Genomic DNA, 17,335 nt, shown 5'->3' on the forward strand with positions numbered 1-17,335 from the left:
CGCATGATCCTCATCGTTGACGACGACCTGGCCGTGCGCACCTCGCTGGGCCTGCTGCTGAAGCAAGCCGGCTACGCCACCCGCGCCGCCGACGGCCCCGCCGGGGCCCTGGCCGCGGTGCGTGCCGAAACGCCGGCCCTGGTGCTGCTCGACATGAACTTCTCGCGCGCCACCACTGGCGACGACGGCCTGGCCTTGCTGCGCGAAATCAAGGCGCTGGCCCCGCTGGTGCCGGTGGTGCTCATCACCGGCTGGGGCTCCATTGCGCTGGCCGTGGCGGGCATGAAGGCCGGCGCCGCCGAATTCGTGACCAAGCCCTGGCACAACGACGCCCTGCTCCAAACCATCGGCACGGCGCTGGCGCTGCGGGGCCCCGGGCCCGCCGCTGAGGGCGCCCCGGCCGGCCGCCGGGCGTTGGACAAGCAGTTTGCCCTCAGCGACATTGTGGGCGAAGACGAGCGCCTGCTGGCCGTGCTGCGCCAAGTGGGCCAAGTGGCGGCCACCGATGCCTCCGTGCTCATCGAGGGCGAAAGCGGCACCGGCAAGGAGCTGATTGCCGAAGCCCTGCACCAGAACAGCCGCCGCCGCGGCCAGCCCTTCGTGAAGGTGAACCTGGGCGGCATCTCGTCGTCGCTGTTCGAGAGTGAGCTATTTGGCCACCGGCGCGGTGCCTTCACCGACGCCAAGGCCGACCGGGTGGGCCGCTTCGAGCTGGCCAACGGCGGCACCATTTTCCTGGATGAAATCGGCGAGCTGGAGCTGGCCAGCCAAGTGAAGCTGCTGCGCGTGCTGCAAGACCGCACCTACGAGGTACTCGGCGACAGCAAGCCCCGCCGCCTTGACCTGCGCGTGGTGGCCGCTACAAACAAGAACCTGGCGGAGCTGGTAGCCCAAGGCCGCTTCCGCGAAGACCTCTTCTACCGCCTCAACCTCATCACGTTGCGCCTGCCCGCCCTGCGCGAGCGGCCCCACGACGTGCCGTTGCTGGTGCGCCACTTCCTGGCCCAGCTGCGCGCCACCTACCAGCGCCCCGGCCTGCGCGTGGGGGCCCCGGCGCTGCACTGGCTGCAAGCGCAGCCGCTGCCCGGCAACATCCGCGAGCTGAAAAACCTGGTGGAGCGCGCCGTGCTCGTCAGCGGCCACGACGAGCTGACGCCCGCCGACTTCCAGCAGAGCGGCGCCGGGGCCCCAGCGCCCGCGCCGGCCCCCGGCGCCGTGCCCGGCACCCTCACCCTCGATCAGCTCGAAGCCCAGGCCATCCGCCAGAGCGTGGCCCACCACCAGGGCAACCTGAGCCGGGTAGCCAAGGCCCTGGGCCTCAGCCGCGGGGCCCTGTACCGGCGCCTCGACAAGTACGGCATTCCTTACGACGAGCCGGCATGATGAGCCTGCGGGTAAAGTTCCTGCTCTTCGTCGTGGTCATCCACGCGGTGCTGGTGGCGCTGGCGGCCCAGCTGCGTACCACCAACGCGGGGCTGTTCATCGCCACCGAGCTGCTGCTGCTGGGCAGCCTGGTGCTGAGCGCGCAGCTCTACCGGGGCTTTGTGCGGCCGCTGCAGCTCATTGCGGCGGGCACGGCGGCCATGCAAGCGCGCGATTTCACGCTGAAGTTCGTGCCCGTGGGCCAGCGCGAAATGGACCAGCTCATCGGCGTATACAACTCCATGATCGACGCGTTGCGCCGCGAGCGGGTGAGCCAGCACGAGAAAAGCATCCTACTAGAACGCCTCATCGAAGCCTCGCCCGCCGGCGTTTTAATCCTTGATTTTGAGGGAAATGTGGAGCATGCCAACGCGGCGGCGGTGCGCTTCATCGGCCCGGCCGGCGCGGGGCCCCCGGCCTGGTTGGGCCAGCCGCTAGGGGCCCTGCCGGGACCCTGGGGCCCCGCGCTGGGGGCCCTAGCCGAGGGCCAGCCGCGGGCGCTGCGCCTCTCGGGCCTGCAGGCCTACCGCGCCCATGCCGCGCACTTCCTCGACCGGGGCTTCACGCGCCGGTTTGTGGTGCTGGAAGAGTTGACGCAGGAGCTCATCAAGCAGGAAAAGCAAGCTTATGAGCAGCTCATCCGGCTCATGTCGCATGAAATCAACAACTCCATCGGGGCCATCAACTCCATTTTGGGCAGCTTCCAGCACTACGCCCCGCAGCTCGCGCCCGCCGACCGCCCCGATTTCACCGAAGCCATCGACGTGAGCATCGCCCGCAACACGCAGCTGGCCAGCTTCATCGCCGATTTCGCCCGCCTTGTGCGCCTGCCCGCGCCGCACCTTGCGCCCACCGACGTGCACGCCCTGCTGCGCAACCTGGGCCGCCTACTGGGGCCCCAGAGCGCCGAGCGCCGCGTGGCCTGGCACTGGGAGCTGGCCGACGCGCCGCTTATTATTGAGGCCGATGCGCCCCAGCTGGAGCAGGCCCTGCTGAACGTGGCCAAGAACGCCCTCGAAGCCATCGGCACGGACGGCAACATTTGGGTGCGCACCACGACCAACCCATTCAGCATCAGTATTGAGAACGACGGGGCCCCGCTTACGCCCGAGGTGCGCGAGCGGCTGTTCACGGCGTTTTTTAGCACCAAGCGCGGCGGGCAGGGCATCGGCCTCACGCTGGTGCGCGACGTGCTACTGGCCCACGGCTTTGCGTTCAACTTGGCCCCTGGGGCCCCGGGGCGCACGGCCTTCACCATCGGCACGCCCTGATTGGCCCTGGCCGGCCGAAATCTTAAAAAAAAGACGAAACCGCTAAAAACGTAAGGGTGAATTTTGGATTTTAGCTATTTTTGCTGGTGGTAGGGAGAAAAATTACCCCTGCTGCCGGCGAATGATCGTAGATTTAGAACCGACCACCCTCGAAACTGCAGCTGCCCTCTCGCGCAAGCAGTGGCTGGCCTCCGTCACGGTGGGCGTGCTGTTTTTGGTAGCGTGCGCGGCGGCCTTTGCCCCGCAAGTGCACCCCGACGCCGCCCCCCACGCGTTCGACCCCGCCGACATTGCCTGGATGCTCAGCTCCTCGGGCCTCGTGCTGCTGATGACGCCCGGCCTGGCCTTCTTCTACGGCGGCATGGTGAGCAAGAAGAGCGTGATTTCCACGCTCTTGCAGAGCTTTATCGCCCTCGGCGTCATCTCCGTGCTGTGGTACGTGGTGGGCTTTTCGCTGGCCTTCGGCGACAGCTTCCACGGCATTATCGGCAACCCGCTCACGTTCCTGCTTTTCAACCACGTGGGCACGGCCCCGCACCCGCGCATCGCGCCTCACCTGCCGCTGGTGCTCTTCGCCTCGTTCCAGCTCAAGTTTGCCATCATCACGCCGGCCCTCATCAGCGGGGCCTTTGCTGAGCGCATCCGGTTTTGGGGCTACCTGCTGTTCATGTGCCTGTTCAGCCTCCTGATTTACTGCCCCTTGGCCCACTGGACCTGGCACCCTGACGGCTTCCTATTTAAGTGGGGCGTGCTCGATTTTGCGGGCGGCACGGTGGTGCACATCTCGGCGGGCTTCGCGGCGCTGGCCGGGGCCCTGGCCCTGGGCCGCCGCCACGTGCACAAAGAGGGCCACCAGCACGTGCCCACTAACGTGCCCTTCGTGCTGCTGGGCACGGGCCTGCTGTGGTTCGGCTGGTTCGGCTTCAACGCCGGCTCGGCCCTGGCGGCCAACGCGGTGGCCGTGCAGGCGTTCTTCACCACCCACCTGGCTTCGGCCGCCGCCATGCTCACCTGGATGCTGATCGAGGCCGTGCGCGGGCAGCGGCCCTCGGCGGCGGGCGCGGCCATCGGGGCCGTGGTGGGCCTGGTGGCCATCACGCCCGGGGCCGGCTACGTGAGCTACGGGCCGGCGCTGTTCATCGGGGTGGTGGCGGCGGCCGTCAGCGCCTTCGCCGTCGATCTGAAGAGCCGCACCAACCTCGACGACACCCTCGACGTGTTTCCGTGCCACGGCGTGGGCGGCATCGTGGGCATGGTGCTCACGGCCGTATTTGCCCAGGAAGGCGGCTGGGCCACCACCGGCTCGCCGGTGCTGCTCTACAAGCACCTGGGGGCCCTAGTCTTCATCTCGGCCTTCACCTTCAGCGGCTCCTACCTGCTCTATAAGCTCACCAACTTGCTCATCCCCATCCGGGTAAATGCCGAGCACGAAGCCCACGGCCTCGACACCAGCCAGCACGGCGAAACGGCGCTGGTGAACTAAGTTTGCACAAAAAAGAGGGCCCCGGCGGTGAGCGATAATTCGCCGCCGGGGCCCTCTTTTTTGTGCCTTTGGTATATTTTTATACCCCGAGTACAAATACGGTCGGAATCTTGTGCAGTTCCGGCGCCGGCTGCTTCCGCCATTCGGCCACCGGTAAGGTGCGGATGAACTCGCCTGCCCCCGTCACATCAGCCGCCACGCACAGGCGCGTGGCGGGCTGCAAGTGGGCCAGCAAATCCAGGAATAGGGCCCCGTTGCGGTAAGGCGTTTCGATAAACAGCTGGCTCTGCTGGCGTTGCTGGGCCTCGCGCTCCAGGGCCTTGATGGCCGTGGCCCGGGGCCCCTTCTCGATGGGCAAGTAGCCGTGAAACGCGAATTGCTGCCCGTTCAGGCCCGAGGCCATCAGCGCCAGTAGCAGCGACGAGGGCCCCACCAGCGGCACCACGGGCAGGCCCAGTCGGTGGGCCTCGGCGGCCAGCGCCGCGCCCGGGTCGGCAATGCCCGGGCAGCCGGCTTCGCTGAGCACGCCGGCGTCCAGGCCCTCGCGCAGCAGCGGCTCCAGGGCGGCGCGCACCTCGGCCGGCGTGCTGTCCTTGTCAATCACGCCGAAGCGAATTTCCTCAATTACCCGCGCCGGGGCCACGCTCTTCACGAAGCGCCGCGCCGTGCGGGCATTTTCCACCAGGAAGTAGGGGAGGCGGGTCACGGCGGCCACCACCTGCGGCGGCAGCACCTGCGCGGCCGTGTCGTCGGCTAGGGGTGTGGGGATGAGGTAGAGGGCCAAAGCGGGCAAAGAAAGTCAGGGTACAAAAAGTGAGAACAGCGGTGCTATTGCCCCGCAAAGGCGCGCACCAGCTCGTACACTTCGTCGGGCTTTTCGGCGTGCAGCCAGTGGCCGGCGTCAGGCACGGTGGCCACTTCTGAGTTCGGGAACAGCGCCGGGATGACGTACAGCTTGTCGTTGGCCGTGATGTAGTCCGACTTGCCGCCGCGCACAAACAAGGCCGGTTTCAGAAACGGCTCGCCCGTGATTTCTTCGCCCACGGCTGGCATGGCCCCGGCCAGCACCGGCAGATTGATGCGCCAGGCAAAGGCATTGTTCTCGTCGCGGTACAAGTTCTTCAACAAAAACTGCCGCACGCCCACCGAGCGGATGTGCTGGCCCAGCGCCGCGTCGGCCTCCTGCCGGTTGGTAATGGCGGCCAAGTTCACGGCGCGCAGCCCGGCCAGCACTTCGTCTTGGTGCGTCATGTCGGAAAAATTTGGGGCGATGTCCACCACAATGAGCCGGGCCAGCCGCTCGGGGCGGCCCAGGGCGAAGCGCATGGCCACCTTGCCGCCCATGCTGTGGCCCATCAGCGTGGCGTCGGGGCCCAAACCGAGGTGGTCGAACAGGGCCCCCACGTCGGCGGCCATGGCGTCGTAGCTGTGGTCGGGGTTGTGAAACGAGCGGCCGTGGTTGCGCAAATCCACGCTGATGACGCGCAAGCCCGCGTCCTGGGCCCAGCGGCGGGCCAGCGTTTGCCAGTTGTCAAGCGTGCCGAACAAGCCGTGGAGAATGACCAGCGGCCGGCCCTGGCCTTGGTCGAGGTAGTGCAATAGGGGAGAAGCGGACATGGGGCAAAGGTCGGGCGTGGCCGCCGGTTGGGCCCCGGCTACGCCCAGGCCCAGGCCACGGTGCGCCGGTCGGTGGGCACCGAGCGCAGGAACACGGTCAGCGGCTCCAGGTCGGCCAGCAGGGAGGTGAGCACAATTTCGCGGCCGTCGTGCAGCAGCAGGCGCACATAGTTATAAGGGGCCCAAAAGGTGGCCCGGGTGCGGCACGTCACGCGCTGCACCCGGGCAATGTCGCGCCGCTCGAAGTACTGGCGTTGGCCGTGCTGGTACACCTCCAGGCGGTTTTCCTTGGGCTGGAGCACCAGCACGGTTTCGTGGTTGAGCACCCAGTAGCGCAGGTGCAGCACCGCCGCCGGGGCCCCCAGGGCCAGCGCCACGGCCACCAGCCCGGCGGCCAGGCCCCACTCCAGCGGGCTGGCGCTGCCGTGGGGCCCCATGGCCAGGGCCGGCACCACGCTCAGGCCGGTGCCCAGGGCCAGCAGCGGCCAGGCCAGCAGCCGCAGCTGCCGCGCCGCCGTCACGCGGTAGGTGTGGGTGCGCTTGCCAAACCAGCCGGCCACCCACCGCGCCACGCCCAGCACCAGGGCCAGCACCGCCAGCACTTCGAGCAGCGGGCGCAGCAAAACAAATTTCATAGGGCAGCCAAAACGGTACGGCGGCCAAAGGTAGGGGCCCCCGGCGCGGTTTGCTTTGGCGGTGGCCGCGCCGTATCTTTGTACCCGAAGTTTGGTATTCAATCTGAAAAGAGGGGACGCGCAGTCCCCTCTTTTTTTGTCCTAGCCCCAGGTTAATTTATGGTCCTCGACCGCGCTTTAGTGCTGCAAATGCTCCACGACGCCATCGGCGACGACGTGGACGTGTTCCTGGTGAACCTGACCGTCTCCGATTCGGTTTTACCCAAAGTAACCGTGACCCTCGACGGGCCCCAGGGCCTGGGCATCGAGGAGTGCGCCAAGGTGAGCCGCCGCCTGGCCCGCCGCATCGACGAGCACTACGGCGAAGAAGCCGCCTACTCGCTCGAAGTGACGAGCCCCGGCGCCGACCAGCCCCTCACCGACCCGCGCCAGTACCAGCGCCACATCGGCCGCTCGCTGGCCCTCAAGCTGGCCGACGGCACCGAGAAAACCGGTGAGCTGCTCGCCGCCACCCCCGAGGGCGTCGAAATTGCCGAGGTCGTCAAGGTCAAAACCAAAAAAAACATCCTGCCCGCAGCCTTCTATCCCTTCGGGGACATAAAAGAGGCCACGGTTGTTATCTCCTTCAAATAATCGCAGGTTCTGCAGATTTTTTGGATTTTACCGATTGTGAGGCCGCCCGCCGGCAAAGCCACGCAATTTGAGAAAACCCGAAAAATCTGACCAAAAGACGAATCAGCGAAATCCCAAAAATCTGCAAAATCTGCGATTTATGAATAGCAACGAACTAATCGAATCCTTCGGCGAATTTGCACGCAGCAAAAACATCGACCGGCCCACGATGATGTCCATCCTGGACGAGGTGTTCCGCACGATGATTCGCAAGAAGTTTGACGAAGACAGCAACTTCGACGTCATCATCAACCCCGACAACGGCGACCTGGAAATCTGGCGTAACCGCGAAATCGTGGACGACAACTCGGAGGACATCTGGGATTTCGACAAGATTCCGTTGGCCGAAGCCCAGAAAATCGAGCCCGACTTCGAAGTAGGTGAAACCCTCCCCGTATCCATCAAGCTCGAAGACTTTGGCCGCCGCGCCGTGCTCATGGCCCGCCAAACGCTGATTCAACGCGTGAAGGACCTCGAGCGCGACAACCTGTACCAGAAGTACAAGGACCAGGTGGGCGAAATCGTGACCGGCGAAGTGTACCAAGTGTGGAGCCGCGAGGCCCTCATCATGGACAAGGACGACAACGAGCTGGTGATGCCGAAAGGCGAGCAGATTCCCAAAGACCGCTTCCGCAAGGGCGACACCGTGCGCGCCGTGGTGCACCGCGTGGAAGTCATCAACGGCACGCCCAAAATCATCCTCTCGCGCGCCGCCCCGGCGTTCCTCGAGCGCTTGTTTGAGCTGGAAGTGCCCGAGATTTACGACGGCCTGATCACCATCAAAAACGTGGTGCGCGAGCCCGGCGAGCGCGCCAAAGTGGCCGTGGAGAGCTACGACGAGCGCATCGACCCGGTGGGCGCCTGCGTGGGTATGAAAGGCAGCCGCATCCACCCGGTGGTGCGCGAGCTCGAAAACGAGAACATCGACATCATCAACTATACCGACAACCTGGAGCTGTACATCGCCCGGGCCCTGTCGCCGGCCAAAGTGGGCTCGATGAAAATCAACCCCGAAAACGGTCGCGTGTCGGTGTTCATGAAGCCCGACCAGGTGAGCTTGGCCATCGGCCGCGGCGGCGCCAACATTAAGCTGGCCAGCCGGTTGGTAGGTATGGAAATCGACGTTTTCCGCGAAGCCATCGACTACGAAGAGGACATCTCGCTCGAAGAATTCAGCGACGAGATCGAGCCTTGGATCATCGCCGAATTGAAGAAAATCGGCCTCGACACCGGCCGCGCCGTATTGGCCGTGAAGAAAGACGACATCGTGCGCCGCACGGAGCTGGAAGAAGAAACGGTGGACGACCTCTACCGGGTTATCCGCCAGGAGTTTGCCGACGACGACGACATTGACGAGCGGCAGGCCGAAGCTAACAAAAAGGCCGCCCCAGCGGCCGAAACCGTGGAAACAGCAACTGAAGCCGGGGCCCCCGCCCCGACCTCCGAGGAAGCGGGCGCCGGCTCAGCCGCTGAAGTGGCCCAATGACGGCCGGGCGGCCGGTACAGCAAGGAAGTTAAATCGCGCCAGCAGGCGCGGTTTGCGCCTCGCTGGCAAGATTTAATGTAATACCTTTGCACTTAGAAGCGTATCGTTCGCGAGAAACATAGAATGGCGGAAGCAACCCCGAAACGGCTACAACAGGCGGCCAAAGACCTGGGAATTGGCATGGATACGGCCGTTGCCGCCCTGGCCAAAAAAGGAACACAAGTAGAAAACAAGCCCACCACGAAGCTGACCGCGGACCAAGTGAGCTTGTTGGAGAAGGAATTTGCCTCGTCGGCGCTCGACCGGCAGGAGTCGCAGAAGATCATTCAGGCCAAGCGCCAGAGTGACTTGGACGCGGCCCCCAAGCCCGCGCCTGCCCCGCCGCGCCCCGCGCCGGTGGTGGCCGCAAAGCCTGCGCCCACTCCGGCCCCGGCCGCTGCACCCACCCCGGCTCCAGTAGCCGCCCAAGCAGCACCCGCGGCCCCGACCCCGGCAGCCGCTGCGGCACCAGCCGCCGTGGTTACCGAAACGCCCTCCGTACCCGGCCTGAAAGTACTGGGTAAAATCGAGCTCGATAGCCGTGGTCGCGTGGTACCCCCTCGCCCCAAGCCTGTGGAAACCCCGGCTGCCCCCGTGGCTACTGCGCCAGTAACGGCTCCGGCCGCTGCAACGCCGGTGGCTACGGCCGCTGCGGCTCCAGCTCCGGTAACGGCAGCACCCACCCCGGCCCCAGCTGCTCCGCAGCCAGTGGCTACGCCGGTGCCCGCAGCCCCTGTGCAAGCCGCTGCCCCCGCGGCTGCTCCGGCTCCGGCCGCCGCTCCCGCCCCGGCCGCTCCTGTGGCGGCTACGCCAGTTGCGGCAACACCAGCAGCGGCCCCCGCCGCCGCGCCAGCCGCTGCTGCCCCCGTGGCGGCGGCGCCAGCTGCGGCCGAAGCACCTGCGGCCCCCGTGGCCGAAGAGCCGGCCGGCACCATCACGGCCAAAGCCGACCAGCTGAAGGGCCTGACGGTACTGGGCAAGATTGACCTCTCGGCTACTAATAACGACCGCCGGGGCCCCGGTGGCCGCGGCCCCCGGCCCATCGCGTCGTCCGACGTGAACAAGCGCGGCTTGCCCGCTGGCCCTGGCCAGAAGAAGCGCACCCGCTTGCCCGGCCCTCCCGGCACCGGCACTGGTACCAGCGCGCCCAGCACGGGCGGCGGCTACCAAGGCAACCGCCCCAACCAGCCCGGTGGCAACCGCCCCGGCCAAGCAGGCGGCAACCGCCCCGGCCAGCCCGCTCCCCGGCCCAACGCCCCGGCTCTTACGCCGGAGCAAGCTGAGAAGCAGATCCAAGAGCAGATCAAGGCGACGCTGGCAAAGCTGGGTGGTACCAAAACCAACCAAACCAACCGCGCCAAGTACCGCCGCGACAAGCGCAGCATGCTGGCCGAGGACCGCGAGGCCCTGCGGGCGCAGAACGAGCTTGACGCCAAGACCCTCAAGCTCACCGAATTCATCTCGGCCAACGACTTGGCCTCGCTGATGGACGTGAACGTGAACGAGGTCATTAAGGTATGCTTGGGCATGGGCATGTTCGTGTCCATCAACCAACGCCTCGACGCGGAAGCCATTACGGTAATTGCCGATGAGTTCGGCTTCGACGTGGAATTCCTGTCGGCTGAGGAAGAGGAAATCAGCATCGACGCCGGCGACGCCGAGGAAGATCTGCGCCCCCGGGCCCCCATCGTGACCATCATGGGCCACGTCGACCACGGCAAAACGTCGTTGCTTGACTATATCCGCGACGCCAACGTGGCCCGCGGCGAGGCCGGCGGAATTACGCAGCACATCGGTGCCTACGAGGTGAAAACCAAGAACGGCGTTCCGATTACCTTCCTCGACACCCCGGGCCACGAAGCCTTTACGGCCATGCGGGCCCGTGGTGCCAAGGTGACGGACATTGCCATCATTGTGGTGGCGGCCGACGACTCGGTAATGCCCCAGACGAAGGAGGCCATCAACCACGCCCAGGCGGCGGGGGTACCCATCATTATCGCCCTGAACAAGATTGACAAGGCCAGCGCCAACCCGGAGAAAATCCGCGAGGAGCTGTCGCAAATCAATATTCTGGTCGAAGAATGGGGTGGGAAATACCAGAGCCAAGAGGTATCGGCTAAGTCGGGCCTCGGCATTGACGAGCTGCTGGAGAAAGTGCTGCTCGAAGCCGAGCTGCTGGAGCTGAAGGCCAACCCCGACCGTGGTGCCATCGGTACCGTCATCGAAGCCTCGCTCGACAAGGGCCGTGGCTACGTGACCACCGTGCTGGTGCAAACCGGCACCCTGAACGTGGGCGACATCGTACTGGCCGGCCCGCACTACGGCCGCGTGAAGGCCATGACCGACCACCGCGGCAAAAAGATGAAAACCGCGCCGCCCGCTACGCCGGTGCAGGTACTGGGCCTCACCGGGGCCCCCCAGGCCGGCGACCGCATCCAGGTGATGGAAACGGAGCGCGAGGCCCGCGAAACCGCTACCCAGCGCTTGCAGCTGGCCCGCGAGCAGAGCATCCGCACCAAGAAGCACATTACCCTCGACGAGATTGGCCGCCGCCTGGCGATTGGCTCGTTCAAGGAATTGAACATCTTGGTGAAGGGCGACGTGGACGGCTCGGTGGAAGCCCTGTCGGACTCGCTGCTGAAGCTGAGCACGCCGGAAGTGAAGGTGAATATCCTCTCGAAAGGGGTGGGTGCCATCTCGGAAAGCGACGTGCTGCTGGCTTCGGCCTCCGACGCCATCATCATCGGCTTCCAGGTGCGGCCCTCGCAGAGTGCCCGCAAGCTGGCTGAACAGGAGCAGATTGACGTGCGCTTGTACAGCATCATTTACAACGCCATCAACGAGGTGAAGGATGCCATGGAAGGCATGCTGGCCCCGACGGTGCAGGAAGTGGTGGTGGCCAACGCCGAAGTGCGTATCGTGTTCAACATCACCAAAGTCGGCACCATTGCCGGCTGTATGGTGACGGACGGCTCCTTTACCCGCCGCACCCGCGTGCGGGTGGTGCGCGACGGCATCGTGATGCACACCGGCGAAATCCAGGACCTCAAGCGCTTCAAAGACGACGTGTCGGAAGTGCGCCAAGGCTACGAGTGCGGTATTTCCATCAAGAACTTCAACGAGTTGCAAGAAGGCGACAACATTGAGGGCTTCGAAGAGAAAGAAATCAAGCGTACCCTCTAGGCCACGGATTTTGTAGCTGATGAGTAAAAAGCAAAAAGGCGACCTGAGAAGGTCGCCTTTTTGCTTTTGTACCCGAAAAGAAATAGTCAACAAAAAGTAGCGCCAGCGCTACAGGCAGCTAAGTACTAAGCCCAGGGGCCCCCAGGACCCGATTCTAGAATCTGAAAAAATCTGCCTTAATCTGCAAAATCTGTGATTTAGAAGAACAAGAAGTGCTTTTTGCGGCGCGGGTGCTTGTGCACCAGGGGCTTGCCCGAGGGGTTGGCACCGCCGGCCGGGTGCATCTGGCCGCGCTCCTGCTTGCCCGAGCCCGGGGCAGCCTTGAACTTGCGCACCGTGAAGCCGCCGGCTTTGGTATCGTACTGCCGCGCGGGGCCCGCTGCCCGGCCGAGGCTGGTGTTGGCGGTGGCGATGCCGGCGCGGGCCTCCAGCACCTGCATCTGCTGGGTGCGCTTCATGTCTTCGGCCGTTTGGGCGGGCTGGCGTGGGTCGGCCGGGGCCGACTGGGCGACGGCAGGCGCGGCAACAACCAAACCTAGGCCCGCGAGGGCAACGGCAGCGAACAAGTTTTTCATGCAGCAGGGGAGAAGCAGGTGGAAAAGTAGTAAAGCACCGCGGCAACCGGCCGCCGGCAAGATAAGTTCGCTTGGCCGGCCTGGTGGCGCGTGCTGCCGGGCCACCTGCAAAAATGAAGCCCAGCCATTGAGCGGGGGCCCTGAATGCCAGGGCCCCCGCTCAATGGCTGGGCTAAGCCGACCAACGGCGGCTTACAGCCGGCCGCCGGCGCGGAGGGCGTCGCGGATTTCGGCGAGCAGCACCTGGTCTTTGGTGTCGACGGGAGCTACGGGGGCTACTTCCACCGGGGCTTTCTTGATGGTATTGGCGCCCTTCACAATCAGAAAAATGATGAATGCCAGGATGAGGAAACCTACCACGGCGTTCAGGAACAGGCCCACTTTCAGGGGCCCCACGTGGATGGCGGAAAAATCGGGCGCCCCGCCCACCATTCCCACCAAGGGCATGAGGATGTCGTCGGTGAGCGAGGAAACGATTTTGCCAAACGCTGCGCCAATGATGACGCCCACCGCGAGGTCGAGCACGTTGCCCTTGGAAATGAACTCTTTAAATTCGGAAACAATGCTCATAATGAAAAAAGAAAAGTGAAAAGAAGAAAATGAAAAGCGGAACCAGGGTAAGATTGCTTTTAAATGAACGAGAGGTGTTTGCCGTAAATATACAATGAGAATAGTAATATAGCATGGTATTACTGCACAGGCGCGGGTAGCGGAAGCTGCCCCGGGGGCCCCGGCCGCGGGCAGGGCCCCCGGCCGGGGCCCTACCTTTGCGCCAACCGCTTAGCCCCTGCCCAATGGCCTCCTTCGACAACCTGCTCTATGACCTGGACGCCGCCACCGGCGTGCTCACCCTCACCGTCAACCGCCCCGCCAAGCTGAACGCCCTGAACGCGGCCACTATCGCGGAGCTCGACGCGGCGGGCCAGGAGGCCCTGGCCGACCCCGCGGTGCGCGCCATCCTGCTCACGGGCAGCGGCGAGAAGGCCTTCGTGGCGGGGGCCGACATTGCCGAGCTGGCCGCCCTCACGCCCGTGCAGGCCGCGGGGGCCTCGGCCTACGGGCAGCGGGTGTTTGCCCAGTTCGAGCGCAGCCCCAAGCCGGTGGTGGCCGCCGTGAACGGCTTCGCGCTGGGCGGCGGCTGCGAGCTGGCCATGGCTTGCCACCTGCGCGTGGCCGCCGATACGGCCCGCTTTGGCCTGCCCGAAGTGAGCCTGGGCCTGCTGCCCGGCTACGGCGGTACCCAGCGCCTGCCCCAGCTGGTGGGCAAGGCCAAGGCCTTGGAGCTGATGCTGACGGCCGACATGATAAAGGCCGACGAGGCCCTGCGCCTGGGCCTGGCCAACCACGTGGTGCCGGCGGCCGAGCTGCTGGATTTCTGCCGGCAGCTGCTGGCCAAGATGCTGAGCAAGGGCCCCGTGGCCCTCGGCCTGGTCATCGGGAGCGTGAACGCCGGCTACGCCCCGGGCCAGGACGGCTACGCGGCGGAAGCCGAAGCCTTTGGCCACGCCTTCCAAACCGACGATTTCAAAGAAGGCACCCAGGCGTTTGTGGCAAAGCGGCCGCCGGTGTTCCAAGGAAAATAATCTACCAGTTGTCGGTTGGTAGTTGTCGGTTGTCAGTCTCGCCACTGCGTTTCGAAGCAATAGGGCCCCAGTGGACAAGGCTTTCTGACAACTGACAACTAGCAACTAATAACTGTATCATACTGAATGAGTATTGCCAAAAAGCTGGCCTCCCAAACCGCGGTGTATGGGGTGAGCAGCATTGTGGGGCGGGTGCTGACGTACCTGCTGGTGCCCATCTACACGGGCGCGTTTGCGGCGGCCGAGTACGGGGTAGTGACGGGGCTGTACGCCTACGTGTCGTTTCTGATCGTGGTGTTCACCTACGGCATGGAAACCACGTACTTCCGCTTCGCCAACCGCCCCGGCACCGACCGCCGCGAGCTGTACAACCGCTCCCTGAGCCTGCTGCTGCTGAGCAGCGTCGGGCTCACGCTGCTGCTGATGGCCCTGGCCCGCCCGCTGCTGGGCTTGCTCGACATTGGACCCGGCAACGAGCGCTACGCCTACTGGGTGGCCCTGATTCTGGGCCTCGATGCGGTGTCGGTGCTGCCCTTTGCCCGGCTGCGGCTCGAGAACAAGGCCCGCAAGTTTGCCGCCGTGAAGATGGCCGGCATCGTGCTCAACGTGGCTTTGAACCTGTTCTTTATCGTGCTGTGCCCGGCCGTGGCCAGCGGCAAGTGGCTGCCCGCGCTGGGGCCCCTGGTGGCCCGCGTGTACGACCCCGGCCTGGGCGTGGGCTACGTATTCCTGGCCAACCTAGTGGCCAGCGCGGCCACGCTGCTGCTGCTGGCCCGCGAGCTGCTCGACTTCCGGTTTCAGTTCAGCTGGGGCCCCCTGCGGCCGATGCTGAAGTACGCCTACCCGCTGATGCTGATGGGGTTGGCCGGCATGGTGAACGAAACCCTCGACCGAATTTTGCTGCCCAAGTGGCTGCCCGTGGGCTTTTACCCGGGGCAGAGCAGCCTCACGGCGGTGGGCATCTACGGGGCGTGCTACAAGCTGAGCATCTTCATGTCGCTCGTCATCCAGGCGTTTCGGTACGCCGCCGAGCCGTTCTTCTTCTCCCAAAGCACCGAGAAGAACTCGCCGGCCACGTTTGCGCTGGTGCTCAAGTGGTTTACGCTGTGCTGCGCGGTTATTTTCGTGGTCATCAGCCTGAACCTGGAAGACTTTGGGAAGTTCCTCCGTGGAGCCGAGTACCGGCAGGGGCTGGCTGTGGTGCCGGTGCTGCTGCTGGCCAACCTGTTTTTGGGCGTGTACTACAACCTGTCGGTGTGGTTTAAGCTGACCGACAAAACCTACTACGGCACCTACATCGGGGCCGGTGGGGCGGTGCTCACCATCGCTCTCAACTTTCTGCTGATTCCGGTGCTGGGCTACATGGGCTCGGCCATCGCCACGCTGGCCTGCTACTTTATGATGGCCGTGCTGTGCTGGCGGCTGGGCGAGCGGCACTTCCCGGTGCCGTACCCGGTGGGCCGGCTGGGCCTGTGGCTGGCGCTGGCCGTGGGCCTGGTGGCGCTGGGCTGGTGGGTGCCGGTGGCCGGCTGGGGCCCCCGCCACGCTTGGCACGTGGCCTTGTCGCTGGCCTTCGTGGGGGCCCTGTGGCTGGGCGAAGGCCGCCACCTGCGGCGCGCTTAGCCCGGCCGTAGGGCCCCGGTGGCTTGCGCCACGACCGTTTTCATCTTCGCTCGTCCTTTTAGTTTCTTCATGCAAATACCCGTCGTCAACCGCTCGCGCCACCCGCTGCCCGAATACCAAACCGACCACGCCGCCGGCCTCGACCTGCGCGCCTTCCTCGACGCGCCCGTGACGCTGGGGCCCCTGGAGCGGGCCCTGATTCCGACGGGGCTGGCGGTGGCCATTCCGGTGGGGTTTGAGGGGCAGGTGCGGCCCCGCAGCGGCCTGGCCCTGCGCCACGGCATTGCCTTGGTGAATAGCCCCGGCACCATTGACGCCGACTACCGCGGTGAAATCGGCGTGCTGCTGGTCAACCTTTCCAACGTGCCCTTCGAGGTGCGCGACGGCGAGCGGGTGGCCCAGCTGGTAGTGGCCCGCCACGAAACCATCGCCTGGCAGCCCACCGAAACCCTGGCCACCACCGGGCGCGGCACCGGCGGCTACGGCAGTACCGGCGCCGGCTAGGGCCCCCAGCGGGCCGGGTGGCCAAGGCGGCAGTCGCGGCGTGCTGCCGGCTTTTCCGGCGGCTGCCCGCTAATCGTTGCGCCGAATTGAACGAACATTTAGGGGCCCCGGCAGGCCGTTGCAACGAGCCAGCGGTTACCGGGCAGCCGGTGGAAAAGCTGGCAGCCCGGGCCGCATCGGGCCCAATCCCCAGCCCTGCGGCCCCTTCTTGCGTATAGCTATCTATTGATGAACTTCGTTACCCTATCCGATATCGAGCAGGCCCAGGAGCGGCTGCGCGGCCTGGCCCGGCACACGCCGCTGCTACCGCTGGCCGTGCCCGAGCTGCCCGATGAGGCCGTGTACCTCAAGGCCGAAAGCCTCCAGCCCATCGGTTCCTTTAAAATTCGCGGGGCGGCCAACCGCATTCTGGCGCTGTCGGCCGAGGAGCGGGCGCAGGGCGTCATTGCCTATTCCAGCGGCAACCACGCCCAGGGCGTGGCCTACGCCGCCCGCGCGCTGGGCATGTCGGCCATCATCGTGATGCCCACCAACGCCCCCGCCGTGAAGGTGGCCGCCACCCGCGCCCTGGGGGCCCAAGTGGTGCTGTACGACCCCGCCCACGAGCGGCGCGAGGACGTGGCCGCCCGCCTCCAGGCCCAGGGGCCCCGCATTTTGGTGCCGCCCTTCGACGACCCCTACGTGATTGCCGGGCAGGGCACGGCGGGGCTGGAAATATTTCAAGACCTGCCGGAAGTTGAGTTGGTGCTGGCCCCGGTGGGCGGCGGCGGCCTGCTCAGTGGCCTGGCCGTGGCCCTGAAAGCGCTGAAGCCCAGCATCAAAATTATTGGCGTGGAGCCCGAGCTGGCCGCCGATGCCCAGGCCTCGCTGCGCGCCGGCCACGTGGTGGAGTGGCCCGCCGCCGATACCAACCGCACCCTGGCCGACGGCGTACGCACGCTGCGGCTGAGCGAATCGACCTTTCAGCACGTGCGCACGTACGCCGACGACATCGTGACCGTGAGCGAGGCCGACCTGCGGAGCGCCGCCCGCCGCCTCCTCACCGAGGCCCGGCTGGTAGTAGAGCCCACCGCCGCCCTGCCGCTGGCGGCGCTGCTGCGCCACCGCGCCGCCCTGCCGCCCAGCCGCCACACGGTGCTGCTGCTCAGCGGTGGCAACGTGGACCCCGCCACGCTGGCCGATTTGCTGGCCGGCCCAGTTGGCGGCTAGCCCGGGGGCCCCTTTCTTTGCTGAACTTCTTAC

General features: G+C 65.6%; 15 protein-coding genes. 10 read left to right on the forward strand and 5 right to left on the reverse strand.

The window, feature by feature from the left end:
* Window positions 1-3 precede the first annotated feature (3 nt).
* The 3 genes from EAH73_RS15310 to EAH73_RS15320 all read left to right on the forward strand — a co-directional run bounded on the left by EAH73_RS15310 (window position 4) and on the right by EAH73_RS15320 (window position 4,176).
* The gene (locus EAH73_RS15310; protein ID WP_140468066.1) at window positions 4-1,383 is read left to right on the forward strand and encodes a sigma-54-dependent transcriptional regulator; all 1,380 of its coding nucleotides are present in this window, start codon (window positions 4-6) and stop codon (window positions 1,381-1,383) included.
* Window positions 1,380-2,693: a sensor histidine kinase gene (locus tag EAH73_RS15315; protein WP_240047278.1), complete on the forward strand. Its 1,314-nt coding sequence runs from the start codon at window positions 1,380-1,382 to the stop codon at window positions 2,691-2,693. Before EAH73_RS15310 ends, EAH73_RS15315 begins: the two co-directional genes overlap by 4 nt.
* A gap of 121 nt (window positions 2,694-2,814) precedes the next feature.
* Entirely contained in the window at window positions 2,815-4,176 is a 1,362-nt protein-coding gene (locus EAH73_RS15320) for an ammonium transporter (protein WP_140468068.1), read from the forward strand.
* A gap of 79 nt (window positions 4,177-4,255) precedes the next feature.
* On the opposite strand, the gene EAH73_RS15325 is transcribed toward EAH73_RS15320, so the two are convergent.
* From EAH73_RS15325 to EAH73_RS15335, 3 genes are read right to left on the reverse strand one after another with little or no spacing between them, the layout of a single operon-like run.
* Window positions 4,256-4,969: an SAM-dependent methyltransferase gene (locus EAH73_RS15325; RefSeq protein ID WP_240047280.1), complete on the reverse strand. Its 714-nt coding sequence runs from the start codon at window positions 4,967-4,969 to the stop codon at window positions 4,256-4,258.
* Window positions 4,970-5,004: 35 nt separating this feature from the next.
* Window positions 5,005-5,793: an alpha/beta fold hydrolase gene (locus EAH73_RS15330; RefSeq protein ID WP_140468070.1), complete on the reverse strand. Its 789-nt coding sequence runs from the start codon at window positions 5,791-5,793 to the stop codon at window positions 5,005-5,007.
* Between the two features lie 38 nt (window positions 5,794-5,831).
* Complete coding sequence (locus EAH73_RS15335) at window positions 5,832-6,428, reverse strand: hypothetical protein (protein ID WP_140468072.1); 597 nt, start codon at window positions 6,426-6,428, stop codon at window positions 5,832-5,834.
* 159 nt (window positions 6,429-6,587) lie between these two features.
* Between EAH73_RS15335 and EAH73_RS15340 the strand changes: the two genes are divergently transcribed.
* The 3 genes from EAH73_RS15340 to infB all read left to right on the forward strand — a co-directional run bounded on the left by EAH73_RS15340 (window position 6,588) and on the right by infB (window position 11,808).
* Window positions 6,588-7,061 carry a ribosome maturation factor gene (locus EAH73_RS15340; protein WP_140468074.1) on the forward strand — a complete coding sequence of 158 codons (474 nt, stop codon included), beginning with the start codon at window positions 6,588-6,590 and terminating at the stop codon, window positions 7,059-7,061.
* A 139-nt stretch (window positions 7,062-7,200) separates the two neighbouring features.
* Window positions 7,201-8,586: a transcription termination factor NusA gene (gene nusA, locus EAH73_RS15345; protein ID WP_140468076.1), complete on the forward strand. Its 1,386-nt coding sequence runs from the start codon at window positions 7,201-7,203 to the stop codon at window positions 8,584-8,586.
* A 123-nt stretch (window positions 8,587-8,709) separates the two neighbouring features.
* On the forward strand, window positions 8,710-11,808 hold the full coding sequence (infB, locus tag EAH73_RS15350; protein WP_140468078.1) for a translation initiation factor IF-2: 3,099 nt from the start codon (window positions 8,710-8,712) through the stop codon (window positions 11,806-11,808).
* Between the two features lie 197 nt (window positions 11,809-12,005).
* Here the strand turns inward: infB and EAH73_RS15355 are convergent, their stop codons facing one another.
* A complete protein-coding gene (locus EAH73_RS15355; RefSeq protein ID WP_140468080.1) occupies window positions 12,006-12,383 on the reverse strand; it encodes a hypothetical protein in 378 nt (125 codons plus the stop codon).
* Window positions 12,384-12,575: 192 nt separating this feature from the next.
* Window positions 12,576-12,953, reverse strand: coding sequence for a large conductance mechanosensitive channel protein MscL (mscL, locus tag EAH73_RS15360; RefSeq protein WP_205013011.1), 378 nt, complete (start codon window positions 12,951-12,953; stop codon window positions 12,576-12,578).
* A 224-nt stretch (window positions 12,954-13,177) separates the two neighbouring features.
* Here mscL and EAH73_RS15365 point away from each other — a divergent pair, with 224 nt between their 5' ends.
* From EAH73_RS15365 to EAH73_RS15380, 4 genes are all read left to right on the forward strand, one after another.
* A complete protein-coding gene (locus EAH73_RS15365; protein ID WP_140468082.1) occupies window positions 13,178-13,966 on the forward strand; it encodes an enoyl-CoA hydratase/isomerase family protein in 789 nt (262 codons plus the stop codon).
* Window positions 13,967-14,092: 126 nt separating this feature from the next.
* Window positions 14,093-15,589, forward strand: coding sequence for a lipopolysaccharide biosynthesis protein (locus EAH73_RS15370; protein WP_140468084.1), 1,497 nt, complete (start codon window positions 14,093-14,095; stop codon window positions 15,587-15,589).
* A 69-nt stretch (window positions 15,590-15,658) separates the two neighbouring features.
* Window positions 15,659-16,093 carry a dUTP diphosphatase gene (dut, locus tag EAH73_RS15375; RefSeq protein ID WP_140468086.1) on the forward strand — a complete coding sequence of 145 codons (435 nt, stop codon included), beginning with the start codon at window positions 15,659-15,661 and terminating at the stop codon, window positions 16,091-16,093.
* 228 nt (window positions 16,094-16,321) lie between these two features.
* Window positions 16,322-17,302 (forward strand): threonine/serine dehydratase, encoded by a 981-nt coding sequence (locus tag EAH73_RS15380; protein WP_140468087.1) that lies wholly within the window; start codon window positions 16,322-16,324, stop codon window positions 17,300-17,302.
* The last annotated feature ends 33 nt before the right edge of the window (window positions 17,303-17,335 follow it).

The organism is Hymenobacter nivis (assembly GCF_006439025.1).
GTDB lineage: Bacteria > Bacteroidota > Bacteroidia > Cytophagales > Hymenobacteraceae > Hymenobacter > Hymenobacter nivis_A.